This window comes from Erythrobacter fulvus (assembly GCF_028595285.1).
GTDB lineage: Bacteria > Pseudomonadota > Alphaproteobacteria > Sphingomonadales > Sphingomonadaceae > Erythrobacter > Erythrobacter fulvus.
Genome location: NZ_JAQQXQ010000004.1, coordinates 59,405 through 84,899, shown reverse-complemented (window position 1 = coordinate 84,899; position 25,495 = coordinate 59,405). Strand labels below are relative to the sequence as shown.

The following is a 25,495-nucleotide window of genomic DNA, read 5'->3' as shown; positions in this document are numbered from 1 at the left end:
GCGCTCCTATCGCTGCTGCGCGAGGAAGGCGGCGATCAGCGCGGCGGCCTGTTCGGGCGCTTCCTCGTGCGCAAGATGGCCGAGACCGGGCAGCACTTCAAGTCGGGCATCGGGCAGCCAGCCGTGGGCGTCGCGCGCCCAGTCGGGCGGGATCGCCGGATCATTGCCGCCGTGCACCAGCAGCACCGGATTGGCTACGTTGCCCATTCGCGTGCGCAGGGCGGGCAGATCCCAGTTCGCCATCATCGCCAGCGCGCCGCCCGCATGGCCGGGATGTTTCAGCAGCGTGCGGTAACAGGCAAGCCCTTCGGCATCGATCCGCGAATGGGTCGAACGCCACAGGAACCGCCCCGCGCCCCCGACAAGGTCGATGCTGCCGGTGAAGATGCGCGGCACCAGCGGGTTGGCGAACAGCGTCTTGGCGACCGCGGGAAAGATTTGCGCCATCGCGCCGGGGAAGGGGCGCAGCGCCGCGTTCAGCCCCACGATCGGCCCCGCGTAACCGTGATCGAGCGCCAGTTGCAGCGCCACCGCCGCGCCTGCCGAATGCCCGATGATCGCGGCGGGTTCGACGTCCAGCGCCTTCATCAGCGCGGCGACCTCGCTGGCCATTGCGGGCAGGCTCATGGCATAGGCATCATGCCCGCGGGTGAAGGCATGGCGCGGCAGATCGGGGGCGATCACGGTGTGGGTCTGCGCCAGCAGCGGCATCAGCCCGCGCCATGAATGGACCGATGCGCCTGTGCCGTGGAGCAGCAGCAAGGGCGGGCCGGAACCCATGCGCTGCACATGCCAGCGCGCCTTGCCGACCTGCACGAAATCGCTCGCCTCGCGGTGAGGCCAGATCAGCCCCTCGCGGTTCCAGTCGAGCGCGCTCATGCGGCGATGGCAGGTTGCGCGGCGTTGATCGCGGCCTGCAACATCCGTGCATCGGCGCGGGGCAGGGCGAGGAAGCGCCCGCCCATCGCATTGGCGAGCGCCGCGCCTTCCGGGCCGGGGCGTGCCGAGATATCGACCACCAGCGAATCGATCCCGCGCGCGTAAATCGCTTTGGCAGCGGCTTCGGCATCCTCTTTCGCCTGCGCGCGGCCGGGAGAGCCATCGGCGGCGATATTGGCGCGCCCGTCGGTGAGGATCACCAGCGCCGCACTGCGCCCGCGCGCGATCACGGCTTCGGCCACTTCGCGCGCGGTGTTGAGGCCCATGGCCAGCGGCGTGCCACCGCCGCCGGGAAGTTCGGCAAGGCTGCGGCGCGCGCGGGTGAGCGAGCGGGTCGGCGGCAGCAGCAGTTCGGCGGTCTCGCCCCGGAATGCCACCAGCGCGACTTCGCTGCGGGTGACATAGGCCTGCGCCAGCATCAGCTCGACAGCGCCCTTGGCCTCGGCCAGTCGCGCCGCCGCGGCTGATCCGCTGGCATCGACCGCGAAGATCGTCACCCGCGCCGCGCGTTCCTCGAACCGGCGGATGCGCAGGTCTTCCTTGCGCATCAGGATCGGCGCGTCGGCGTCAGCGTTTGCTTCGCGGCGGCGCACCTGTTGCCACGGCACGGCGGCGCGCAAGCTATCGATCAGTGCCAGCTTCGCCCCGCCGCGCGGCATGCCCGGGCGTGCACCCAGGGGCTTGCCGCGGGTCGCGGCTTTGCGCTTCTGGCCTGTGCCGCTGCTCGACGACCGGCGCGGCGCCTTGCCCTGTGCGAGCTGCGCCAGAAGATCGGCGGGGATCGCCGCCTTGGCCGCCTCGACAAGGATTTCGGAGAGGTCGGGTTCGGGCTGCTGCTGCTCGCTATCCTCGCTCTTGTCCTGTTCGCTATCGGGGGGCGGGGGCGGCTCTTCCTGATCTTCCGGGGCCGGTTCCTCCGCTTCCTGCGGCGGCAGGCGGGTGGCGCGCGGGGCGAGCACCAGCCGCACCGCGCCCGAAAGATCGGCCTCGATCACGTGATCGCGCCCTTCCAGCGCCGCCAGACCGCGCGCGGCCTCTCCGGCAAAGATCAGCGCGCGCAGGCTTTCCACCCCCAGCATCGCGGCAGTCGCGGCGAGAGCTTTCAGGGCATCGTCGCCAAGCGGCGCGACACGGCCAAGGCTTCCGGCGGCGGGCGCGAGTTCCACCCCCTGCCAGCGGCGCGAGGCCGACAGGTCGCAGGCGAAGGCAAGGCGCTCCATCAGGCTGGCGGGCGGGGCTTCGTCGGGCTCCACCGCATCGTCGAGCAGCACCAACGCCGCCGCACCATCGTCGAGGGCCTGTGCCAGCCGTCCGGCGATGCCGCTGTCCATCCGTTCGGCCATCCCTGCGATCAGCGCGCCGCCCTGCGCTTCCTCGATCAACCCGCTCTGGCGCACCGGCTTTCCGGCGGCGAGGCTGCCGGCAAGATCGATGCCGCCCAGCAGGCGTTCGTCATCGACATGGCCGGGCATCCGGCGCAGCGCGATGGCCTGCCCCAGTGCGGCCACCAGCGCTTCGCGCGCGGGGCTGCTGCCGCGCAGCACCAGCCCGCCGAACAGCTTCGGTGCAAGAATTAACAGGCGGGCCGCGCGCACCGCATCATCCAGCGGGTCGGCGGCTGGTGCCTCGGTCATCCGAACAATTCGTCGATCGCGCGGGTGATGCGCGCGGTCGAGCCGGTTTCGTCGAGCACGTCGCGGCGCAGGCGATGGCGCAGCGCGGAAGGCGCGATCACGATCAGATGCTTGCGGGTGACAGTCTTTGCGCCCTCCAGCGCCGCCAGCGCACGCGCTGCGCGCATCAGGGTGAGCTCGCCGCGCAGCCCGTCCGCGCCCACGGCAAGGCACAGGTTGGCAGCATCGCGCAGCACATCCTCGCCCGGTTCCAGTTTGGGCAGGCGCGCCTTGCCACGGGCGATCTTCTTCAGGGTCTTTTCGTCCTCGCCCGCCCAGCGCTCGGCAAAAGCTTGCGGGTCGGCCTCGTTCGCGGCGACGAGGCGCATGATCTCTATCCGCACCTCGATATCCTTGGGCGTGCGCACTTCCACCGACAGGCCGAAGCGGTCGAGCAGCTGCGGGCGCAATTCGCCTTCTTCGGGGTTGCCGCTGCCGATCAGCACGAATTTTGCCGGATGGCGGACCGAAAGCCCCTCGCGCTCGACCACGTTCTCGCCCGATGCGGCGACATCGAGCAGCAGATCGACCAGATGATCCTCCAGCAGGTTGATCTCGTCGATATAGAGGAACCCGCGGTGCGCCTTGGCCAGCAGGCCCGGCTCGAACGCCTTTTCGCCCGATCGCAGCGCGCGTTCGAGGTCGAGGCTGCCGATCACCCGGTCCTCGGTCGCGCCCAGCGGCATGTCGACGAAGGGCACGGGGCGCTTCACCATCTTGCCGCTGCCGCAAATATCGGGATAGCGCGCCTGATCCTCTTTCGAGGCGCCATAGGGGCAGCCTTGCGCCGCCATGATCGGCGGCAGCAGCCCGGCGAGCGCGCGTGCAGCGGTGCTCTTGCCCGTGCCGCGATCGCCGAACACCATCACCCCGCCAACCGAAGGATCTACCGCCGCGATCAGCAGCGCCTGTTTCATTTCGTCCTGACCGACGATCGCGGAAAATGGGAAGCGTGCCATATTCCCTGACGTTGTAACGCGCCTGCGCGGCGGGACAAGCGGCAAGTTGGACAGATGCGCCGTCCAGAGCGCTTTACACTCGCGCTAACGCTTGCCGAGCCGGTTGAGCAGCAGCACCGGCAGCAGTCCCGCGGCGAGCAGGATCAGCGCGGGGATCGATGCTTCCACGAGCCGTTCGTCGCTGGCGAGGCGATAGGTGCGGGTGGCGAGGGTTTCGAGGTTGAAGGGCCGCAGGATCAGCGTTGCGGGCAGTTCGCGCAGGGTGTCGATGAACACCAGCGCCGCCGCACCTGCAAGGCTGGGGGCGAGCAGCGGCGCATAGATCCGCGCCAGCACCCGCGCCGGCCCCGCGCCCAGCGATCGCGCTGCCGAATCGAGCGCGGGCGGAATGCGCGACAGGCCCCCGCCGACGCTGTTGTAGGCAACCGTCAGGAACCGCACCGACAGCGCATAGACAAGGATCGCGGAGGTGCCCGTCAGCAGCAGCCCGCCGCTCCATCCCAGCGAATCGCGGGCAAACCGCGTCAGGCTCTGGTCGAGGCTGCCGAGCGGGGCCAGCAGGCCGACCGCCAGCAGCGCACCGGGCAGGGCATAGCCGAGCGTGCCGAGCCGGATCGCGCCCGCCGTCAGCCGCGAGGCCGATCGTGCGCGGGCAAAGGCAAGTAGCAAGGCTGCGACAAGGCACAGGCTGCTGGCGGCAAGGCCGAGCCACAGGCTGTCGGCGGCATAGGTGGCAAGATCGCCCGCCGCGGCCTGCGCGGCGTCGCTCAGCGCCATTGTGCCGAGATAGCCCGCCGGGATAAGGAAGCCGAACAGCACCGGGGCCAGGCACGCGAGGAAGGCCAGCGCCTTGCCCATGGGAGACAGTGCCACCATTGGCTCCGATGCGCGCAGGGCCAGCCCGTCGCGGCTGTCGCTGCGGCCTTGCCGTGTGGCGGCCTCCCACGCGACCAGCGCGACCACGAAGACCAGCATCACCGCCGCGAGCTTGAGCGCGGATGCCTTGTCGCCCATTGCCAGCCAGCTGCGGAAGATACCGGTCGAAAAGGTGGGAATCGCGAAATACTCGGCGACGCCAAAATCCGCGAGTACCTCCATCAGCACCAGCGCAAGCCCGCCTGCGATGGCCGGACGCGCAGCGGGCAGGGCAACCTGCCAGAACGCGCGCGACGGTGCGGCGCCAAGGCTGCGCGCGGCGCGGAACTGGGTCAGGCTCTGCGTGGCGAAGGCCGTGCGCGCGAGCAGATAGACGTAGGGAAACAGCACCAGCCCCAGCACCAGGGCGCCCCCGCCCAGCGAACGGATTTCGGGGAAGGCATAATCATCCGGGCCCCAGCCGGTGAGGCTGCGCAACGCGTTCTGCACCGGCCCGGCAAAGTCGAGCATGTCAGCATAGATATAGGCCGCGATATAGGCCGGCACCGCCAGCGGCAGCACCAGCGCCCAGCCCAGCACCCGGCGACCGGGAACGTCGGTGGCGGCGATCAGCCATGCGCAGCCGGTGCCCACCACAGCGGCAAAACCGCCCGCCAGCAGCATCAACAGGCCGGTATTGAGGACATATTCCCCCAGCACCGTGCGTGCGAGGTGAACCAGCGCCGCGATCCCGCCGCTGGCGCTTTCCACCAGGATCGCGGCGATTGGCAAGCCCGCCAGCGCGGCGATGGCGAGCGCGGCAAAGCTCCACGGCGCGCCCCCGCTTGTCCGCGCGGCTGCGGGCGCGCTTGCTTCCCGGCTGGCAAATTGCCTAATGCGGCTCACCGGCAAACCCCCACAGCCACGGGCAGGATCAGGATTTGAGCCTCGAATTTCGTCATATTGCCCATGTTTACGGCCAGGTCCGGGCGCTGGAGGATGTCAGCTTCACCGCGCCCGCGGGAGAGATCACGTGCCTGCTTGGCGCGTCGGGTTGCGGGAAGTCAACTCTGCTTGCCCTTGCCGCAGGGATGCTGCGGCTGCAACAGGGCAGCATCCTGCTGGGCGGGGACGTGCTGGCCGATGCGGGCAGCAGCCCGCCGCCCGAGGCGCGGCCCGTGGGCCTTGTATTCCAGGACGGCGCGCTGTTCCCGCATATGACGATCGCCGCCAATATCGCCTTCGGCCTGCCGAAGGCGCGCCACGGCGAGGTTGAAAGCTGGCTGGCGCAGGTCGGGCTGGCGGGGCTGGGCACCCGCTATCCGCATGAATTGTCGGGCGGGCAGCAACAGCGCGCGGCGCTCGCGCGGGCGATGGCGCCGGGGCCGCGGGTGCTGTTGATGGACGAACCCTTCGCCAGCGTCGACATCGTGCTGCGGCGCAAGCTGCGGCGCGATTGCCGCATCATCCTGCGCGAACGCGGGGCGACCACGGTGCTGGTGACCCACGATCCTGCCGAGGCGCTCGACATTGCCGACCGGATCGCGGTGATGGAGGCCGGAAGGATCGTCCAGTTCGCCAGCCCGCAGGAATTGCACGATGCCCCTGCCAGCGCAGCCGTGGGGGCGATGTTCGGCGGTGCGCAGGTGGTTGCGGCGCGGCGCGGCGAAGGCGGCTTCGTCACGGCTTTCGGGCTGTGGCCGGTCGATTGCGCATTGGGGCCGTTGCCCGATGCGACAGATCTGGATTTGCTGGTGCATGCCGACGCGCTCGACCTTGCGCCCGATCCGCAAGGCCTGCGGGTGCGCGATTGCCATGCGCAGGGCAAAGGCGTGCGGGTTGTGCTGGTGGCGCCCGACGGCACCGAAATCACCGCCGAAACCGAAAAACCGGTCAATGCAGGCCAACGTTACCGGGCCATGCCGCAGGCCGGAAGTGTAAGGGTGTTTGCGCGGCGTTAGGGGTTGCGTCGGGTAAAATAATATTGCAAGTCATTCGCAACTTGTAACGGAAAGCCCTCTCTCATGAAGAAACTGATCCTCGGCCTTGTCGCCTGTGCCGCTCTTGGCGGGCTGTCGGCCTGTTCGGAAAACCCGGCGGATGATGCCGCCGCGCCGGAAATCACCGGTGAGGTCAACCTTTATTCCTCGCGCCATTACGACACCGATCTGGCGCTTTATGAAGACTTTACGCGCCAGACGGGGATCAAGGTGAACCGGATCGAGGCCGATGCCGACGCGCTGATCGAGCGGATCCAGTCCGAAGGCGAATTCAGCCCCGCCGACATTCTCGTGACGGTCGATGCCGGGCGGCTGTGGCGGGCCGAGGAAGCGGGCGTCTTTGCTCCGGTCGATTCGCCGGTGCTGAACGAACGTATCCCCGCGCACCTGCGCCATCCCGACGGGCTGTGGTTCGGCCTGTCCACCCGGGCGCGAATCATTATCTACAACAAGGCCGCCGGAAAGCCCGAAGGCCTCAGCCACTATGCCGATCTGGCCGACCCGAAGTTCAAGGGGCAGATCTGCATGCGCTCCTCCTCGAACATCTACAACATCTCGCTGCTTTCCAGCATCATCGCCCATAAGGGCGCAGGCGAGGCGGAAAAGTGGGCCAAGGGCGTGGTCGCCAATTTCAAGCAGGCACCGCAAGGCAACGACACCTCGATGATCGAGGCGGTGGCTGCGGGCCAGTGCCGCATCTCGCTGGTCAACACCTATTACCTTGCGCGCTACGCGGCGGGCGGGGCGAGCGAGCGCAAGATCTTCGACGCGGTGGGCGTGATCTTCCCCGATCAAGACGCCGCAGGCACCCACGTCAATATCTCTGGCGCGGGGGTGGTGAAGACCTCGCCCAACCGCGAGAATGCGGTGAAGTTCCTCGAATATCTCACCTCGACCAGCGCCCAGCGCTACTTCGCCGATGGCAACAACGAATATCCGGCGGCCGTGGGGCTGACGGCCAATTCGGCGGTGGAACAGCTCGGCACGTTCAAGGCCGATACGCTCAACGCTGCCGAGATCGGCAAGGGCCAGGCCGAAGCGGTGAGGATCTTCGACCGGGCCGGCTGGAACTGACACTTCGGATGTGAAAGCGGGTGCGCGATTTGCGCCACATCAAGGCCCGCTTTCACCCCTTATCACTAAACTGTCTTGAAGGGGGCGCGCTTGTCGTCCATTTGCGCCCCCGTATCCTGCTGCCCGTGGGGCGGCGCAGATCCCAGTTTCGAGGCCCGTTTTGAACCAGCCCATCATCGACCGCGACCAGTTCACCGAAAGCGCGGCGCTTTCGATCGAGACCATCACCGAAGTCCACCACTGGTGCGAAGGGCTGTTCAGCCTTAAGATGACGCGCCCTGCGTCCTTCCGCTTCCGTTCGGGCGAATTCGTGATGATCGGCCTGCCGGGCGACAACGGCAAGCCGCTGTTGCGCGCCTATTCGGTCGCCTCGCCCAGCTATGCCGAGGAACTGGAGTTCCTTTCGATCAAGGTGCAGGACGGCCCGCTGACATCGCGCCTGCAATATATCCAGCCGGGCGATCCGATCTATCTCGGCAAGAAGCCGACCGGCACGCTCGTCACCGATGCGCTGCTGCCAGGCAAGCGGCTGTTCATGCTTTCGACCGGCACCGGCCTTGCCCCCTTCATGTCTCTGGTGCGCGATCCCGAAGTCTACCAGATGTTCGAGGAAGTGATCGTCGTACATTCGGTGCGCAACGTCGCCGAACTGGCCTATCGCGAGCTGCTCGAGAGCAAGCTTGAGGGCGATCCGCTGCTTGAGGATGAAGACCGTGCACGGATGATCTACGTCCCCACCGTGACGCGCGAACCCTTCCGCACGCAGGGCCGCATTCAGGCGCTGATCGATGATGGCCGGCTGTTCGAACAGTCCAAGGGCCCGCAGCGCTTCGTGCCCGAAGAAGACCGTGTGATGCTGTGCGGGAGCATGGCGATGATCAAGGACCATGCGGCTGACTTGGAAAAGCGCGGCTTCGAGGAAGGCGCGAACAACAAGCCTGGGCAGTTCGTGATCGAACGCGCCTTCGTGGGGTAACCCCGGCGGCGCTTCGGCCCGACTTCACCGCAGGTTCAGCTTGGCCGCTTCACCTTTGACGGTGAAGGGGAAGGCCATGCAGAAACACGTCTTTGGCGCTCTTGCCGTCACCACCGCTGCGATCGCTGCCACCGGTGCATCCGCCCAGCAGGAGCGGATGTCGCCGCGTCCCAATTACAATCTCGTGCAGCTGTCGGTGAAATCGGCCGAGGTCGCGCCCGAGGAATTCAAGACCCGCACCGAAGCGATCCGGTCTTGCGATCAAGCGGTGAAGCTTGCCGCGGAGCTTGATGCGCAGGTCACGCGCAACGCCTATGTCCGGGCCGACCAGATGCCGACAGAGCTGAATGCGATCCTAAAGGATCTGCCGACCGGCCAGGCGACGCCGGTCTTCACCAATGGCGGCGAAGTGCTGCGCGTGCTGGTGCTCTGCAACCGTAGCTGACCGGCTCCGGCAAGGGCGCCTGCCCACTGTCACCTTCGCGCTTTACAAAGCCGTCCGGGCGCGGTTTGTATCGTGGCAAAGAGAAACCTTTTTGCCGGAGAGACACCCCCATGCTCGCAACAGCCTATCGCACCGCCTATAACGAAGACCACGAGGCCTTCCGCGACACCGTCCGCAAGGTGTTTGCCGAACACCTCGCCCCGCACATGGACGAACACGAAGCCAACGGCATCGTCCCGCGCGATGTGTGGAAGGCCGTGGGCGAAGCGGGCATGCTGTGTATGACGGTGAAGGAGGAGAATGGTGGCCTCGGCCTCGATTTCGGCTTCAACTGCGTGCTGACAGAGGAAATCTCCTACCTCGGCTCCTCGGCGGGCTTCACGCTCCAGAATGATATCACCGCCAGCTATTTCGAACGGCTCGGCACCCCCGAACAGCGCGAGAAATATCTGCCCGGCATGGTCAGCGGCGACATCATCACCGCCATCGCCATGACCGAACCGGGCGCGGGTTCGGATCTTCAGGGCATCCGCACCACCGCCAAGAAGGACGGCAACCATCTCGTCATCAATGGCTCGAAAACCTATATCACCAACGGCCAGAACGCCGATTGCGTGATCGTGGTGGCCAAAACCGATCCGGACAAGGGCGCGAAGGGCATCAGCCTCGTGCTGGTCGATGCCGACACCCCCGGTTTCGAGCGCGGGCGCAATCTCGACAAGATCGGCCAGCATTCGGCCGACACGTCGGAACTGTTCTTCAACGACTGCCGCGTGCCGATGACCAATATCCTCGGCGCGGAAGGCATGGGCTTTGTGCACCTGATGGAGGAACTGCCGCAGGAACGCCTCAGCATCGCGGTCGGCGCGCAGGCGGCGGCGCAGCGCGCGTTCGATGAAGCGGTGAAGTTCACCAAGGAGCGTAAGGCTTTCGGCAAGAGCGTGTTCGAATTCCAGAACACCAAGTTCACGCTCGCGGACCTCAAGGCGAAGATCCAGGTCGGCTGGGCGCATCTCGACTGGGCGATCAAGAAGCACCTCGCGGGCGAGCTCACCACCGACGAGGCGAGCGCGGCCAAGCTGTGGCACACCGATCTGCAATGGGAATGCTGCGACGTCGCGCTGCAACTCCACGGCGGGGCGGGCTACATGAACGAATATGCCATCGCGCGGCTTTGGCGCGACGCGCGCGTCACCCGCATTTTCGGCGGCACCAACGAGATCATGAAGGAAGTAATCAGCCGCTCGATCTGAGGGAGTATCCGGACATGACCGAACCGCTCGACTTCACCGGCAAACGCGTGCTCGTCATCGGCGGGTCGAGCGGGATCGGCAATGGCATCGCTCACGGCTTCCGCCAACGCGGAGCGCAGGTGACCGTCACCGGCACCCGGCCTGATGCCGGGGACTATCTCGAGGCCGAGGACAGCGACTTCACCGGCCTCGATTACCGCCAGCTTGATCTCACCGATCGCTCGGCGGCTGACCGGCTGGCGGGCGATCTGGGCGCGGTCGATGTGCTGGTTCTGTGTCAGGGCACGGTGCGATACGGCCGGCAGGAATTCACCCGTGAAGGGTGGGATCAGGTCGTCGATATCAATCTCAATTCGGTAATGGATGCCGCCCGTGCCTTCCATCCCGCGCTTGCCCAAGCCAAGGGTGCGATCATCATCGTATCCAGCGTCGCCGCGTTCAAATCGACCATCGGCACGCCCGCCTACGCCGCATCAAAGGCGGGCGCAGCGAGCCTGACCAAGACGCTGGGCGAGGCCTGGGCGCGCGACGGCATCCGCGTCAACGGCATCGCGCCCGGACTGGTGCCGACCAAGCTGACCAGCGTAACCACCGAACACCCCGAACGGCTGGAGGCATCCTTGCGCAAGATTCCGCTGCGCCGCATGGGCACGCCGGAGGACATGGCGGGCGCGGCGCTGTTCCTTGCTTCGCCGCTGTCAGCCTACATCACCGGACAGACGTTGGTGGTCGACGGCGGTCTTACTCTGTCCTGAGGAACACATGATGCAATTCACCCGCCTTGGTCGCTCGGGCCTCACCATCTCGCGCCTGTGCCTCGGCTGCATGTCCTATGGCGACACCTCCAAAGGCTGGCACGGCGACTGGCTGCTGGACGAGGACGCCGCGCGCCCGTTTTTCCGGCAGGCTCTGGAGGCGGGGATCAATTTCTTCGACACCGCCAATATCTATTCGGGCGGCACGTCGGAGGAGATCACCGGCAAGCTGTTGCGCGAAATGGCCCGGCGTGATGAAATCGTAGTGGCCACCAAGGCTTTCGGCGTGTGGCGCAATGCCCCCAATTGCGGCGGATTGTCGCGCAAGGCGCTGATGCAGGCGATCGACGACAGCCTGACGCGGCTCGGCATGGATCATGTCGACCTGTTCCAGATCCACCGCTGGGACGATCACACGCCCATAGAGGAAACGATGGAGGCGCTGCACGACATCGTGAAGGCAGGCAAGGCACGGCATATCGGTGCGTCCTCAATGTATGCATGGCAATTCGCCAAGGCGCAGGAGGCCGCGCGCGCAAACGGCTGGACGCAGTTCATTTCCATGCAGAACCAGCTCAACCTGCTTTACCGCGAGGAGGAGCGCGAAATGCTGCCCCTGTGCGCCGATCAGGGCGTGGGCGTGATCCCGTGGAGCCCGCTTGCCCGCGGGCGGCTGACGCGGCCGTGGGGGGAAAGCACGATCCGCAGCGAGACCGACGTGGTCGGCAAGGCGCTGTATAAGGCCGAGGACGAGGCCGACCGCGCCACTATCGCGACGCTCGAACAGCTGGCCAAGGCGCGCGGGGTGGCGATGGCGAGCCTCGCACTGGCCTGGCACTTCACCAAGCCGCAGGTCGCCGCGCCGATCATCGGCGCGACCAAGGTGCAGCATATCGAGGCGGCTGTGGCGGCGCTCGACATCGTGTTGTCGGCGGATGAAGTGGCCGCGCTCGAAGCGCCCTATCGCCCCAAATGGCCGACCGGGATGGGGATGCCCATGCCCGCGATGGATCAGGTGAGCCTGTTGTAGGGGTCGCGCTGGTGGGGCGGGAGGTCTGTCTCAAACAAATACGTGACTTTGTTACATACAATTGAAATTCAGTCATAAGCGCGTCACACAGCGCGGCCAATCCGGCCCTGCAACCATGCGGGGCACACATGGACGTTATCAATATCTTCCTTACCGGCGAATTGGGCGAAAGCCTCGATGATTTCGTCCACGACCAGCGTCGTTTCACGTTTGACCGGCTGGGCCCCGACGGGCCGAGACGGCTGGTCGAAGGGCCGATGTGGGCGTTTGTCGACTGGGTGATGGACGATCTGGCCGGGCTGGAGATGTGCCGCCGGTTGCGCGCCGACGCGCGCACCGCCGATGCCCATGTCACGATGGTGCTGGAAGAGGACGATGCCGAGGATCGCCGCCGCGCATTGCGCGCCGGAGCGGATGATTACGTGGTCGGCCCGCTGACCCGCACCGCGGTGCTCGACCGGGTGCTGGCGTTGCAGGCCCGCGGCGTTGAACGCCACGCCACGCAGCGTTTCGACGCAGGCGCGCTGAGCATCGACATGGCCGCGCTTCAGGCGCGCTGGAACGGCGAGCCGATCCCGCTGCGTCCCAACGAATTCCGCCTGCTGCGCTTCTTCGCCGAAAACCCCAACCGCGTGTTGACCCGCGAGGATCTGATCAGCGGCCTGGGCAAGCGCGAACCCCCGATTGACGAACGCACCGTCGACGTGTGGATCGGCCGCTTGCGCCGCGCGATCAAATCAGCCGGCGGCGGCAACCCGCTGCGCACCGTGCGTTCGATGGGCTATGTGTTCGACCTGAATTGAGGGGGCTAGGCCGGGCCCGCGCCGCAACCGCGCCACAAGGAGGCTTGCGGCACGGCAACGACAGTTTGCCAATCGTCAGTATTATGTTAACTAACCTCGGCAGGTCGGCGCTGGAGTCGACGGCATTGGGGGGAATAGCATGAAGAAACTAACGCCGCTGGGTGCGAGCGCACTTGCGCTGGCCGTCGCCACGCCTGCCTTTGCGCAGAACCAGAGCACCATCACGCAGAACGGCTCGAATGCGACCGCGACCACGACGCAGCTCGAAAGCGGCAACACCGCCACCGTCACCCAGAACGGGACCGGGGGCACCGGCACCGGCGAGAACTCGGAGATCGATCAGACCGGGTCCTCGAACACGGCCATCGTGACGCAGACCGACGACGGCGAGACACAGTCCGGCCACGTCTCGACCATCGAGCAGAGCGGCAACGGCAACACCGCCACCGTCAACCAGAACTAGGCACGGCGCGAGCCGCAAAAGAAAAGGCCGCTCCGAAAGGAGCGGCCTTTTCCTATTTTCAGCGCAAGGTCGCGGGCGGTCAGAAGCTCGCCTTTACTCCGAAATTGAACGCGGTGCCGACCTGGAAGGTGTTGATTTCGATCCGGTTGCCGTTGAATTCCTGGAATTCGAAATTGTCGCGGCCGAAGATATTGCGCACCTCGAAGCTCAGCTCCAGCGGGGTGCCGCCCAGCTTCACTTCCGAACGGGCGACGAAATCGACCGTCAGGCCCGGATCCTCGACCACGTCGGGCAGCGGCCCGCCGCGCAGGGTCACGCGCTCGCTCGCATAGTTGAACAGGAAGGTGAACTGCTGCACCTTGTCGGTATCTTCCAGACCGATCGAGAAGTTCGCCACGTGGTCCGACTGGCCCACCAGCGGCGCGCCGTTGTCGAACAGCAGGCTGGCATCCTGTTCGGGGCTGCCCGGCACCGGGGCGATATCGCCCGCCGTCACCGAAATGCTCGACTGGGCATAGGTGTAGTTGGCCATCACCAGCAGTTCCTTCGTCTCGAAGAAACCGCCCCAGTTATACAGGTCGAAGGCATAAGCCGCGTCGAGCTCGGCCCCGTAAAGCTCCGCCGCGGGTGCGTTGGCGAAGCTGGTGCGGAACTCGCCCGGAACGAAGATCAGGAAGTTTTCGATCGGGTTGTCGATCTTCTTGTAGAAGCCGGCAAGGCTGACCTTGTTCTTGCCGCCAAGGTAATATTCGGCGCGCCCTTCGAGGTTGAACAGCGTGCTGTCCTGCAGGAACGGGTTACCGATGTAGCGGCGGTTCGATTCCGGATCGAAATAGAGCTGTTCCACCAGCTCGCGGAACTGCGGGCGGGCGATGGTCTTGGAAGCCGACAGACGCAGCTGCAGGTCGTCCATCGCTTCCCACGTGATCGTGCCGCCGGGCAGGAAGTAGTCATTGGCGATATCGGTCGGGGTCGCGCCCGCGATCGGCGTGCTGAAAACCGTCTGGTCAAGCGCGACTGTCTGGTTGCCGTCCTCGTAACGCACGCCGGCTTCGACTGTGAGCGTATCGAGCGGCGCCCAGCGCAGCTGGCCGTAGCCCGCATGCACCGTCAGCGCGGCGTCGAACACCGGGAAGGGCGAACGTTCGAAGATCGAGACGTTGAAACCCGCCACGGTCGCGCCGTTGATGATGTCGCCGGGGCGACGCAGGCCGATTGCCTGGATCAGCGAGTTGGCACCTTCGGGCGAAAGGAATTCGCAGATCGGTCCGCAGCTCACCAGCGGCAGGAAGGCGCGGCTGGACGAACGGCGATCGGTGTCGTGATAGGCATAGCCGACCGTGACATCGAGATTGTCCAGCAGTTCGTAGGACAGGTCGATCCCGGCGAAGTATTGTTCTTCCTTCAGATCGTCGAACTCGACGATCGGGCGCGAGGCCTGACCCACGAAGCCGCCGATATTGACGAGGAACTGGTTGCCGAACGGGTCGCCCGGGTTGTTGGTGCGGACATATTCGAAGGTCGAGTTGAACGGTGCCTCGCGGTCGGTGCGGGCATAGCCGCCGCGCAGATCGACATCGAGCGCGCCGAAATCGAGCTCGGTCACCAGCTGGCTGTCGATCAGCTGGCGTTCGAACCATGCGGTCTGCTGCTGCAGGAAGTCGAACCCGCTGTCGCCCAGCTGGATATCGGTCCGCTCGCCCAGACGCGCGGTCTTGAGCGTGTCGCGGATGTAGAGGTTGGTCCAGCGGATGGTGTGTTCGCCGATGTCGAGGCCCACGCCCAGCATCCCGTTCACCAGCACGTTATTGTCGGTGATGAAGGTGTTGGTGGTTTCGAACACCTGGCTCAGGTCCGCGTTGCCGACCTGGTTGAGCACCGAGCGATTGCGCCACGAATTGCTGATCCCTGCGGTCGCGACGATGCCCAGATAGGTGTCGTCGCCCAGTTCGAACGACAGGCCGCCGGTGATGTTGGCGCTGAAGTTGATCGGCAGCTGGTCGTTCTTCTGCAGGGTGACAAGATTGGTCGGGAACAGCTGTCCCGCAATCGCGCCGCTGACTTCGGGCGTAAGCGCGTCGGCGCGCTCGCCGCTGTCGAAGAAGGCTTGCAGGTTCGACGGGATATCGCGGTTGCCGTTGTCGAAGCCGAAGGTGTCCCAGCGGCTGCCGAAATAGGTCAGGCCGTTTTCAAACGTGGTTTCGGTATCGCCGCCGCCGCTGATGCTGACGGTGAGGAAGTTCTCCGTCGGCACGGCCTTGGTGGTGAGGTTGATCACCCCGCCGCCGAATTCGCCGGGGAAGTTGGCCGAATAGGTCTTCTGCACCAGCGAGGAGGAAATCACGCTGGTCGGGAAGATGTCGAGCGGCACCACGCGGCTGAGCGGTTCGGGGCTGGGAAGCGGCAGGCCGTTGAGCAGCGCGAGCGAGTAGCGGTCGCCCAGACCGCGCACGAACACGCGTCCGTCGCCCACCAGCGAAAGGCCGCTGACCCGGCCCAGCGCGCCGGCGATATCGCCTTCGCCGGTGCGGGCAATGTCGGCTTCGGACAGCACGCTCAGCACCTGGGTCGATGCGCGTTCGGGATTGCGGTTGCGCCGTCCGGTGACGATGATGCCGCCGCCGGGGATCGAGATATCGGTTTCCTCGATCTGCTCTTCGGGCTGGGTCTCCTCGACCTGTGCCGTCAGTTCGTCCTCGCTCTGCGGATCGGCCGACTGGGCCTGTGCGAGCGCGGGGAAGGAAAGCGACGTGGTGAGAAGCAGCAGCCCTGCCAGGCGCTTGCCGGTCGACATAATGTGAGACCCCTTCATGAATAGGCCTTGGGAGAAATGCGGGCCGTGACGCCCGGTCAGAACGAAAGCGGGAGGCGCGCGCAAAATGCGGCGCCTCCCACGGGTACGAAAGACGCGATCAGCTATAGACCGGCAGCGAGGTGCAGGCGCCGGTGGCGCTGCCGAAGTCGAGGATCGAGGAGTTGCAGGTCCAGTTGCGGAAGGTCGATTCCAGACCCGCCTGGTTCTGCACCGCACCGATGAAAGTACGGTCCTGGAAGAAGCTCGAACGGCCCGAGGCAGCGAATGCCGGCACGCCGTTTTCGCCGGTGCCGTTGATCACCGCGCCGGTCAGCGTGATGGTGAAGGCAAGGTTCACGTTGGTGCCAGCCGTCACCGCCGCCAGCACTTCGGCATCGGTGGTTGCATTGGTGCCCGAGCTGCGATCGCCGCGCGCCTGACGGTCGGTGCCGCCGTCGCATACCACCGAGTTGATCCCGATCAGCGCGTCGAGCGTTTCCTGCTCGTCGATACGGAAGCAGAAGGTCGCCGTCCCGTCGATCTTGTCCATCACGCCATTGGTGAGGCTCAGGCCGGCGCCGCCACGAGCGCGGACCATCTGGGCCGAAACCGAGGAACGCTCCACGAAGGTGAAGTTGTTCACCTGGAAACGGGTCTTCGGGAAGGCCGCGATCGGGTTGCCGACCGAGTTGGGCGAGTCGAGTTCGATGATCGAATCGCCCGTGGTCGTGCGCTGCACCACCAGCACGGTGTCCAGATCGGCACGCGCACCGGTATCGACGTCGAGCGAGTCGTCCGAGGCGCCGATGACCGCGACATTGCGCATCTGCACCACGCCGCCGAAGAACTCCATCCCGTCGTCCGAGCTGTTGAACGACTGGAGGTTGGCGATGGTGGTGCCCGAGCCGGTGCCGCCGGTGGTCAGCGACTGGAGTTCGTTGCCCGGTGCCAGTTCGAAGCCCGAGAAGCGGATCTGGTTGAAGGTGAACGAACCCGAGTTATCGGCATCATTCGCGCCGCCATAGGGAATGGTGGTCGCCGCACCTTCGAGGTTCTGCTGGCAGGTCGGGTTCTGCGAGAAGGTCGCGTCGAGGTTCACCCCGCCGGTGGCGCAGTCGGACACGCGGGCACGGCCGAGAAGCACAACGCCGCCCCACTGCTGCTGGCTGTTGTCATTGGCAACGCCGATGATGTTGTCGCGGCTGGTCCAGACGATCGGGCGATCGGCGGTGCCGTTGGCGTTGAGGCGGTTGCCGCGGTTGACGATCAGCGCCGCCGAACCTTGCGCGAAGACGATCACACCCGGCTCCACCGTCAGCGTGACGGCGGTGTTGGTGCTGGAGAAGCCCTGATCGGAGCCGACGAAAACCTGACCGCCGAGCTGGTAGAGCAGGCCCGGAATATAGGGCAGCGTGTCGCTGGCATTGACGGTGGCGGGCAGGGTGCAGACGCGCCATTCGCCGGTCGGGCCGGAAATGGTGCCGGCATCGGTCAGGCCGCCTGTCGAATTGATGGTCGGGCAGCCGGCTGCCGGAGTGACCGCCGACTGGGTCGGGGTCGGCGTGGGGGTCGGCGCGGGGACCGGCGGCGGGTTGTTGATGATGATGTCGCCGCTGGTGCCGGGCGAGACGATTTCGTCCGCGCCGCAGCCGGCCAGCGCCACGAGGCTGCAACCCAGAACGAGAGTGCGTTGAATGTTTTTCACAGCGAGCGGTCCCCTGAAAAGCCGAGAATCGTTGAATAGCGCGGGTCATGGATTCGATTGCGCCGGGTCTCGCTAGGCGGGCTGCGTGACAGAATTCTTGCAGCATGACAGCTGCGTGGCATTTGCGTGATTATGACCGAAGAAAGACCTTTATGACAAAAAACCAGTTGGTTCGGACCGGAAATATTACAGTATGAAATAACGGAAAATCAGATGTTTGGTCTGTAAAATTGCAGAAAAATTACAGTGTTACGGTTTTGTTGCATCGAGGCGAAACCTGAGTCACTATGCTCCTCGCATTGGAAGAGGAGCCTTGCGCTATGTCCCTTACCGCTTTCGCACTGGCAGTCGCTGCCGCCACCGCTTCGCCTGCCGCCGCACCTGCGGCCCAGTTGCAGACTGCGCCGGGCGGCGATCTTGCTGCACAGACGCTCGCCGCCGGACGCGAGGACGAGGCGCTGGCCGTGCTTCAGCGCGCCGCCGCCGCCGATCCGCATGATCCGGCGGTGTTGATCAACCTTGGCATTGCCTATGCCCACAAGGGCGACGAGGCCAAGGCGCAGGCTGCTTTCGAGGCGGCGCTGAACTGCCACGAGGTGGTTGAGCTTGATACGGCTGACGGCTCTGCCACCGATTCGCGTCGTCTGGCACGCAAGGCGCTCAGGATGCTGGCGCGCGGCGAATTCCGACCCGCCGACATGCGCGGCGAACAGCTGACCTATCGCGACTGATGACATGGCGGCCCGCGGGTCGCATCGGGGATACGCACGGGCGGTCTGCCGGGGGCGGGCCGCCCGTTTTGCCGTGCGCCAGCCCCGTCCGGGACAGGCCCGGTTCCGAGGCTGTCACCTGCCTGTCATTTAGAGTAGACAATAGGGAGACATTCCGGAGGACCTTGGAATGATTCTCGCCGCGGCATGCCGCGTCACCATTGCTGCCACCTTGCTGACCGCCGCCTCCACGGCGCGTGCCGACGTGCTCGAACTCGGCGCGGACGGGGCGCGCTGGGTTGCAGGGCCGCTTGCCGGCATTCCGGCTGACGGTGCGCTGGCGGCCGAAGCCGCCGCCACGCCGTTGCTGGTCGAAGGCCTGTCGCTTCCCGAATCCGCAATCGCCGATCCCGCCCGCCATGCCGCAGGCGTTCCGGCGCGTTATGCCGCCAAGATCCACGAACTTGCAGCGCGGTTCGACCTGTCGCCGTCGCTGCTCGAGGCGGTGGTGTGGCAGGAGAGCCGCTGGCGCGAGAACGCCGTCTCGCCCGTCGGCGCGCGCGGGCTTGCACAGCTGATGCCGGGCACGGCGCGCTATCTCGGGGTGGATGCGTCAGACCCGTTCCAGAATCTCGAGGGCGGGGCGCGTTACCTGCGCGAACAGCTCGACCGTTTCGACGGTGACCTCGAAAAAGCGCTCGCCGCCTATAATGCCGGCCCGGGCCGGGTCGAGCGTGCGGGCGGCATTCCGAACATCCGCGAAACCCAGCAATATGTCGCGGCCATCATGGGCCGCCTTGCCAACCATGCGCGCCCGCAAGGACAGTAGACCGGCGGCGCTATCTTCAGGACGATGAGACACTTGATGACTTCGCTTCTTCGTATTCCCGCCCGCCTTGCCGCGCTGCTGGTGATGGCCTTGACGCCTGCCGCGGCTTTCGCGCAAAGCGCCGATCCGGCCGGTTCCGGGCCGATCAATAATGCGCTGCTGTGGCTTCAGGGCACGCTGCTCGGCACCGTGGCGACCACCGTCGCGGTGATGGCGGTGGCTGCGATCGGCTTCATGATGCTGACCGGCCGGATGAACTGGCGCTTCGGCGCGACGGTTATCATCGGCGTCTTCATCCTGTTCGGCGCGACCACCATCGTCGCCGGCATCCAGTCGGCCGCCGGGTAAGGGGAAGAGCGATGAGCGAGCTTGTCCGTCACCCGGTGCACCGCGCGCTCACCCGCCCGCAGATGTTCGCGGGCGTGACGATGAACTTCTTCATCATCAATCTGATGGTGACGACCATCGCCTTCCTGATGCTCAAGAGCTTCTGGATCATTCCCGTGCCGATCGTGATGCATGTGATCGGCTATTTCGCTTCGCTGCGTGAACCGCGCATTTTCGACCTGTGGATCACCAAGGTCAGCAAATGCCCGCGCGTGCCCAATTTCAAACGTTGGGGGTGCAACTCCTATGCGCCCTGAGGATGTGCCGTCATGGTGAAATGGCTTGGAGCCGCCGCCTGGAGCGCGAAGGAAGCCAAGGTCGGCGACCGGCTGCCCTATGCGCGCCTGATCGACGAGAACACCTTGCTGCTGCGCGATGGTTCGGTCATGAGCGCGATTCAGGTGCCGGGGCTGCTGTTTGAAACGGAGGACAGCGACGCGCTGAACGCCCACGCCGCCACCCGCGAGGTGATGCTGCGCAGCACGCTTGATGCGCGTTTCGTGATGTATCACCACGTCATCCGCCGCCGGGTGGAGGTGGAACTGGACGCGGAATTCCCCGATGCCCTGTCGCGCCATATCGACGCGCGCTGGAAACAGCGGCTGGCAGGCGGATCGCTGTTCATCAACGACCAGTTCGTAACCCTGATCCGTCGCCCCGCACGCGGAAAGACCGGCCTGCCCGAGCGCCTGTCGAAGATGTTCTCGCGCAGCCGGCAGGAAGAGCTGGAGGCCGATCCTAAGGACATCCGCTCGCTGAAGGCCGCGATCACCGGTCTCGTCGCCTCGCTCCAGAATTACGGCGCGGCGGTGCTGGGGGATTATCAGGCCCCGGGCTCTGCCAATGGCGGCACCAATTCGGAAATGCTGGAGCTGCTTTCGGCGCTCTATAACGGCGAAATGCGCCCCGTGCGCCGTCCGTCGCCGGAGACCGATATCGGCCACATGCTGCCCTATCGCCGCGCCTCCTTCGGGCTCGACGCGATGGAACTGCGCGGGTCGGCCGCGCCCGATTTCGCCGCGATCCTCGGGCTGAAGGATTACCCGGAAGCGACCTCGCCCGGGCTGCTCGACAACCTGTTGCGCCTGCCCTTCGAAATGGTCGTCACTGAAAGCTACGCCCCGAACGAGCGCACCACTGCCAAGGAACGGATCGACCTCGCCCTGCGCCGGTCGCGCTCGGTCGATGAAGAGGCTGCCGCCGAACGGGCCGAGATGCTGTCGGCCCGCGATGCGCTGGGCAACGGGGCGGTGGGCTTTGGCGATCATCACCTCACTGTGCTGGTGCGCGAGGCCACGCTCCCGCGCCTCGACGATGCGATGGCCGCTTGCGCTGCCGCGCTGGCCGATACCGGCGCAATCGCGGTGCGCGAGGATACCAATCTCGAACCCGCCTTCTGGGCACAGTTCCCCGGCAACGAGGAATATATCGTGCGCCGCGCGCTGATTTCTTCGGCCAATATGGCGGGCTTCGGGTCTTTCCACGGCTTTGCGCTGGGTCAGGCGAGCGGCAATCACTGGGGCGACGCGGTGACCCTGCTGGAAACCACCAGCGCGACCCCGTTCTTCTTCAATTTCCACCACGGCGATCTGGGCAATTTCAGCGTCATTGGGCCGTCGGGTTCGGGCAAGACGGTGGTGATGAACTTCCTCGCTGCGCAGGCGCAGAAGTTCAAACCGCGCACCATCCTGTTCGACAAGGATCGCGGGGCAGAGCTGTTCATTCGCGGCATCGGCGGCCGGTATGACCGGATCGCGCCGGGTGCGCCCACCGGCTTCAACCCGCTCTCGCTGCCCGACAGCCCCGCCAACCGCGCCTTCCTGCGCGACTGGCTGGCGGTGCTGCTGAAGGCCGACGGGCCGGAGGAATTCGCAACCATCAGCGCCGCGGTCGATGCGACCTATGCCAACGCCGCGAGCCTGCGCCGCCTCAGGCATTTCAAGGAATTGCTGGCGGGCACCCGCCGCCCCGAACCGGGCGATCTGGCCGATCGTCTGGCTGCGTGGATCGGGGAGGGCGAGCATAGCTGGCTGTTCGACAACGCGCAGGACCGGCTTGACCTGACGACGCGCGTGCTCGGCTTCGACATGACTGCGCTGCTCGAAAACCCGCGCCTGCGCACGCCGACCATGATGTATCTGTTCCACCGCATCGACGAGCGGCTGGACGGGCAGCCGACCATGATCCTGATCGACGAAGGCTGGAAGGCGCTGGATGACGAGGTGTTCGCCGCGCGCATCCGCGACTGGCTCAAGACGTTGAGAAAGCGCAATGCGCTGGTCGGTTTCGCCACCCAGTCGGCGCGTGATGCGCTCGACAGCCGGATTTCCACCGCGCTGGTCGAACAGACCGCGACGATGGTGTTCATGCCCAACAGCCGCGCGCGGCCCGAGGATTACTGCGACGGTTTCGGCCTGACCGAACACGAATTCGCGCTGATCCGGAGCTTGCCCGCGCATAGCCGCTGTTTCCTTGTGCGACAGCCCGATGCCAGCGTGGTCGTCCGGTTAGACCTGTCGGGCGCGCCCGAGGTGCTGACGGTCCTTTCCGGCCGCGAAAGCGCGGTGCGGCGGCTTGATCTGCTGCGCGAGGCGGTGGGTGACGAACCGGCGGCGTGGTATCCTGTGCTCACCGGAAAGCCGTGGCCGGATGGTTCGACCATTGACGATGACGGCCAGCCCGTCTGGCAGGCGGCGGAATGACGACGGCCTGCGATCTTGCCGCCCAGTCGATGGGCACCGGCGTCGCCGCCGCGCTGTCGGCGGTCGACTGCATCGCCAGCAGCGTGTCGGAACAGGCCTTCAACCGTCTGTTCGGCACCGACGGGCAGCTGACCACCGCGCTGACGCTGATGCTGGTGCTCTATGTCGGGTTCTTCGCGATCTCCCTGATGCTGGGTCGGTCGAACCTCGGCGTGAGGGCGCTGTTGCCCAAGGTTATCACGCTAGGCCTGGTGATGGGTTTTGCGACCAGTTTCGTCGCCTTTTCGACCGTGTTCTACAACATCTTCATCGGCGGGCCGGACCAGATCGCCGGGATACTCACCGGCACGCAGGGTGAATCGGCGACCATTGTGTTCGCCCAGAAACTCGACGTGGTGTTCCTTGCGATCCAGCAGGCGAGCGGGGATACCAAGGATATCAACGCCTTTTCCCCGCCCGGCATGATGTGGTTCGGGGCGATGCTGCTCTTGCTCGGCACGGTCGGCCTGCTGGTGACGGCGCGGATCGCGCTGGCTCTGCTGCTGGCGGTGGGGCCGATCTTCGTGGTGCTGGCGCTGTTCGAAGGCACGCGCGGCCTGTTCACCGGCTGGCTCAAGGGGCTGACGATGATGGCGCTCGCGCCGCTGTTCGCGGTGCTGGGGGGCACGATCATGCTCGAACTGGCAGTCCCGATCCTCGCCGCGCTGGTGGCTGTGCCGGGCACAATCGACCAGCAGGCAGCGATGGCATTCTTCCTCGTCGGCGCGGTCCACATGGCGCTGATGTTCCTTGCGCTGAAAGTGGCGGCAACGATGGTTGCGGGCTGGCAGGTGTTCGGTCTGGTACCGGGCAGGGAGCGTGAGCGCGCGGGCGAGGCTACGCGCGTCGTTACCGGGCCCGCACCATTGGCGCCGACCATGCCGCGCACCGCCGCCGTCGCACCCGCCAACAGCGCAATTGGCGCGCGCAGGACCGAAGTTGCCCCGATTTTGGCTGGCCTTGCCGCCAATGACGGCGGAGTTGCCCCTGTTTCACGTGAAACACGCGTCTATGCCACCGGCGGCGCGGGCGGGCAGGCGTCGCAGCAAGGGCCTGCCACGTCGCGCACACGCGGCATCGGCAACCGCTTCCGCCAGACCGCCCATGGGGGCGCGGCGAAAAAGACATCACCGGAGACCTTTCAATGACCCGCGCCGGTATTTTTCGGCTGACCCTTGCCCCGCTCGTGCTGGCTTGCGCTTTCCCCGCGCTGGCTGACGATCCGCGTCTGAAAACCCTCGTGTTCGACGAAGCTGCCGTCGTGCGGATCGACGGTAAGGTGCTGGTGCAGACCACCATCAAGTTCGGTCCGGATGAGGTGATCGAGAACGTGGCGATCGGTGACAGCACGGCCTGGCAGGTGCAGCCCAACAAGGCGCAGGACATTCTGTTCGTGAAGCCGCTCGAACCCTCGGCACGCACCAACATGACGGTGGTGACCGACAAGCGCACCTATCTGTTCGATCTGGTCGCCAGCCCGAAGAATGCGCCGCTCTATGTGCTGAAATTCCGCTATCCCGATCTGGAGCGGGCGGCGGAGGAAGCGCGCCTTGCAGCCGAAGCCGCAGCCGAGGTCGAAGCCGCGCGGCTGGCCGCCAGTCCGCTTGAACGCGACGCGGCGAACGATCCCTATGCGGTCGCCGATCCGGCCAACCTCAACTTCGAATGGGCGAGCGCGGGAACGCGCGAATTGCTGCCCGAACGCGCCTATGACGATGGTTCCGCCGTGTTCCTGACCTGGCCCGCAGGCACCGCGATCCCGGCGATCCTCGTCACCAACGAGGCCGGCGACGAAGGCCCGGTCAACTTCACCGTACGCGGGGATACCGTGGTGGTGGACGGCGTGCCGCCGCAGATCATCCTGCGATCCGGACGCGATACCGCGACGCTGACCAATACCGGGCCGTCGCCCGTTTCCGCCCGCAGCGCCGGGCTCAGCGCTCCGCGCAAGAAGGGAGCCAAGTAATGCGCCTTGCCATGCGACTGCCGCCGAAGAAGGGCGGGAACAGCGCCGGGGAGACCACCGACCCGCGCGAACAGGAATCGGCCGAGATCATCGATCTCGCCAGCCGCGCGGCCTTTCCTGCCGTCACCGACCGCAAGGCCAAGGGTGACGGGCTGGGGCTTGCTGCGGGCGTCCTGCTGATCGGTGCGATCGGCGCGGTGACGTTCTGGGCGATGGAATCCGCCCGCCTGCCCGAACCGCAAGGCGTAGGCAATCCGCAGGTCGCCCCGCCGCAGGCCGCTGCCGTGCCCGCGCCTGAAGTGCCCGTTGCCGTGCCCGCCACCGTGACCCCGCAACCCGATCCCGCGCCCGCACCGGTTTTGGCCAACCAGCCCGTGCAGGCGGTGATGCCCGTCGCCAATCCCTATGCCAGCCCGACCATGGTGTTCGATGCCAGCCGCGCCGCGAACAACGTGCAGGCGGCAGACGCGCCCGCCGGAGCCTCTGCACCTGCCGGTGCCACGGGGGCGGATCTGGGCAATTCCAGCGCGGCGGCCTTTGCCAGCCGCGTCGGCGGCGTGGGCGGCGCACCAGCGCAGGCGCGACCGATGGTCAACCCGTCGACCACCGTCACTGAAGGCACGCTGATCCCCGCGATCCTTGAAACCGCGATCAACACCGACGTGCCGGGCTATGTCCGCGCGGTGGTGAGCCAGGACGTGCGCAGCTTCGACGGCAAGCGCGTGCTGATCCCGCGTTCATCGCGCCTGATCGGACAGTATCAGGCAGGCGTGCAGCAGGGGCAGAAGCGCGCCTATGTGATCTGGACCCGGCTGATCCGGCCCGATGGCGTGTCGGTCAACATCGGCTCGCCCGCTATCGGATTTGACGGGACGACGGGGCTTGAGGGCGACGTCAACAGCCACTTCCTGAAGCGCTTCGGATCGGGCCTGCTGCTGTCGGTCGTTGGCGGCCTCGGCGCGATCGCGACCGGCGGCGTGGGCGGCGTGATCGTCGCGGGCGGCGCGCAGGGTGCGGCCAATTCGGCGGTGCAGCAGACCGGCAATATCAGCCCCACCATCCGCGTGCGCATGGGTGAACCGATCCGCGTGTTCACCGCGCGCGATCTCGACTTCAGCACGGTCAAGTAAGGCCATTG

General features: G+C 66.0%; 23 protein-coding genes. 17 read left to right on the top strand and 6 right to left on the bottom strand.

The window, feature by feature from the left end; all coding sequences use genetic code 11:
• Positions 1-6: 6 nt before the first annotated feature.
• From bchO to OIK40_RS06320, 4 genes are all read right to left on the bottom strand, one after another.
• Positions 7-879, bottom strand: coding sequence for an alpha/beta fold hydrolase BchO (gene bchO / locus OIK40_RS06335; RefSeq protein ID WP_273677120.1), 873 nt, complete (start codon positions 877-879; stop codon positions 7-9).
• Positions 876-2,573 carry a magnesium chelatase subunit D gene (locus tag OIK40_RS06330; protein WP_273677119.1) on the bottom strand — a complete coding sequence of 566 codons (1,698 nt, stop codon included), beginning with the start codon at positions 2,571-2,573 and terminating at the stop codon, positions 876-878. The genes bchO and OIK40_RS06330 overlap by 4 nt, the downstream gene beginning before the upstream one ends.
• Positions 2,570-3,571, bottom strand: coding sequence for a magnesium chelatase ATPase subunit I (gene bchI / locus OIK40_RS06325; RefSeq protein ID WP_273677117.1), 1,002 nt, complete (start codon positions 3,569-3,571; stop codon positions 2,570-2,572). Before bchI ends, OIK40_RS06330 begins: the two co-directional genes overlap by 4 nt.
• Before the next feature lie 84 nt (positions 3,572-3,655).
• Positions 3,656-5,332 (bottom strand): ABC transporter permease, encoded by a 1,677-nt coding sequence (locus OIK40_RS06320; RefSeq protein WP_273677116.1) that lies wholly within the window; start codon positions 5,330-5,332, stop codon positions 3,656-3,658.
• 35 nt (positions 5,333-5,367) lie between these two features.
• Here OIK40_RS06320 and OIK40_RS06315 point away from each other — a divergent pair, with 35 nt between their 5' ends.
• From OIK40_RS06315 to OIK40_RS06275, 9 genes are all read left to right on the top strand, one after another.
• Positions 5,368-6,387, top strand: a complete 1,020-nt coding sequence (locus OIK40_RS06315; protein WP_273677115.1) for an ABC transporter ATP-binding protein — start codon at positions 5,368-5,370, stop codon at positions 6,385-6,387.
• Between the two features lie 63 nt (positions 6,388-6,450).
• Complete coding sequence (locus OIK40_RS06310; RefSeq protein WP_273677114.1) at positions 6,451-7,500, top strand: Fe(3+) ABC transporter substrate-binding protein; 1,050 nt, start codon at positions 6,451-6,453, stop codon at positions 7,498-7,500.
• A gap of 160 nt (positions 7,501-7,660) precedes the next feature.
• Entirely contained in the window at positions 7,661-8,476 is an 816-nt protein-coding gene (locus tag OIK40_RS06305; protein ID WP_273677112.1) for a ferredoxin--NADP reductase, read from the top strand.
• A gap of 76 nt (positions 8,477-8,552) precedes the next feature.
• Positions 8,553-8,921, top strand: coding sequence for a hypothetical protein (locus OIK40_RS06300; RefSeq protein ID WP_273677110.1), 369 nt, complete (start codon positions 8,553-8,555; stop codon positions 8,919-8,921).
• A gap of 110 nt (positions 8,922-9,031) precedes the next feature.
• Positions 9,032-10,174 (top strand): acyl-CoA dehydrogenase family protein, encoded by a 1,143-nt coding sequence (locus OIK40_RS06295; protein WP_273677108.1) that lies wholly within the window; start codon positions 9,032-9,034, stop codon positions 10,172-10,174.
• A gap of 14 nt (positions 10,175-10,188) precedes the next feature.
• A complete protein-coding gene (locus OIK40_RS06290; RefSeq protein WP_273677106.1) occupies positions 10,189-10,929 on the top strand; it encodes an SDR family NAD(P)-dependent oxidoreductase in 741 nt (246 codons plus the stop codon).
• Positions 10,930-10,939: 10 nt separating this feature from the next.
• Entirely contained in the window at positions 10,940-11,959 is a 1,020-nt protein-coding gene (locus OIK40_RS06285) for an aldo/keto reductase (RefSeq protein WP_273677105.1), read from the top strand.
• Positions 11,960-12,087: 128 nt separating this feature from the next.
• Positions 12,088-12,762: a response regulator transcription factor gene (locus OIK40_RS06280; RefSeq protein ID WP_273677104.1), complete on the top strand. Its 675-nt coding sequence runs from the start codon at positions 12,088-12,090 to the stop codon at positions 12,760-12,762.
• Positions 12,763-12,901: 139 nt separating this feature from the next.
• Positions 12,902-13,225, top strand: a complete 324-nt coding sequence (locus OIK40_RS06275) for a hypothetical protein (RefSeq protein ID WP_273677102.1) — start codon at positions 12,902-12,904, stop codon at positions 13,223-13,225.
• A gap of 79 nt (positions 13,226-13,304) precedes the next feature.
• On the opposite strand, the gene OIK40_RS06270 is transcribed toward OIK40_RS06275, so the two are convergent.
• Positions 13,305-16,019 carry a TonB-dependent receptor domain-containing protein gene (locus OIK40_RS06270; protein ID WP_273677101.1) on the bottom strand — a complete coding sequence of 905 codons (2,715 nt, stop codon included), beginning with the start codon at positions 16,017-16,019 and terminating at the stop codon, positions 13,305-13,307.
• A gap of 118 nt (positions 16,020-16,137) precedes the next feature.
• A complete protein-coding gene (locus tag OIK40_RS06265; protein ID WP_273677099.1) occupies positions 16,138-17,724 on the bottom strand; it encodes a beta-helix domain-containing protein in 1,587 nt (528 codons plus the stop codon).
• A 320-nt stretch (positions 17,725-18,044) separates the two neighbouring features.
• Between OIK40_RS06265 and OIK40_RS06260 the strand changes: the two genes are divergently transcribed.
• From OIK40_RS06260 to OIK40_RS06225, 8 genes are all read left to right on the top strand, one after another.
• Positions 18,045-18,455, top strand: a complete 411-nt coding sequence (locus OIK40_RS06260) for a tetratricopeptide repeat protein (RefSeq protein ID WP_273677097.1) — start codon at positions 18,045-18,047, stop codon at positions 18,453-18,455.
• A 169-nt stretch (positions 18,456-18,624) separates the two neighbouring features.
• Entirely contained in the window at positions 18,625-19,263 is a 639-nt protein-coding gene (locus OIK40_RS06255; RefSeq protein ID WP_273677096.1) for a lytic transglycosylase domain-containing protein, read from the top strand.
• A gap of 36 nt (positions 19,264-19,299) precedes the next feature.
• Positions 19,300-19,611 carry a TrbC/VirB2 family type IV secretion system protein gene (locus OIK40_RS06250; protein WP_273677095.1) on the top strand — a complete coding sequence of 104 codons (312 nt, stop codon included), beginning with the start codon at positions 19,300-19,302 and terminating at the stop codon, positions 19,609-19,611.
• An 11-nt stretch (positions 19,612-19,622) separates the two neighbouring features.
• Positions 19,623-19,907: a VirB3 family type IV secretion system protein gene (locus OIK40_RS06245; RefSeq protein ID WP_273677093.1), complete on the top strand. Its 285-nt coding sequence runs from the start codon at positions 19,623-19,625 to the stop codon at positions 19,905-19,907.
• A gap of 12 nt (positions 19,908-19,919) precedes the next feature.
• Positions 19,920-22,352, top strand: a complete 2,433-nt coding sequence (locus tag OIK40_RS06240; RefSeq protein WP_273677091.1) for a VirB4 family type IV secretion/conjugal transfer ATPase — start codon at positions 19,920-19,922, stop codon at positions 22,350-22,352.
• Positions 22,349-23,539, top strand: coding sequence for a TrbL/VirB6 family protein (locus OIK40_RS06235; protein WP_273677090.1), 1,191 nt, complete (start codon positions 22,349-22,351; stop codon positions 23,537-23,539). The genes OIK40_RS06240 and OIK40_RS06235 overlap by 4 nt, the downstream gene beginning before the upstream one ends.
• On the top strand, positions 23,536-24,357 hold the full coding sequence (locus tag OIK40_RS06230; RefSeq protein WP_273677088.1) for a TrbG/VirB9 family P-type conjugative transfer protein: 822 nt from the start codon (positions 23,536-23,538) through the stop codon (positions 24,355-24,357). Before OIK40_RS06235 ends, OIK40_RS06230 begins: the two co-directional genes overlap by 4 nt.
• A complete protein-coding gene (locus tag OIK40_RS06225; protein WP_273677086.1) occupies positions 24,357-25,487 on the top strand; it encodes a TrbI/VirB10 family protein in 1,131 nt (376 codons plus the stop codon). Before OIK40_RS06230 ends, OIK40_RS06225 begins: the two co-directional genes overlap by 1 nt.
• Positions 25,488-25,495: the final 8 nt, after the last annotated feature.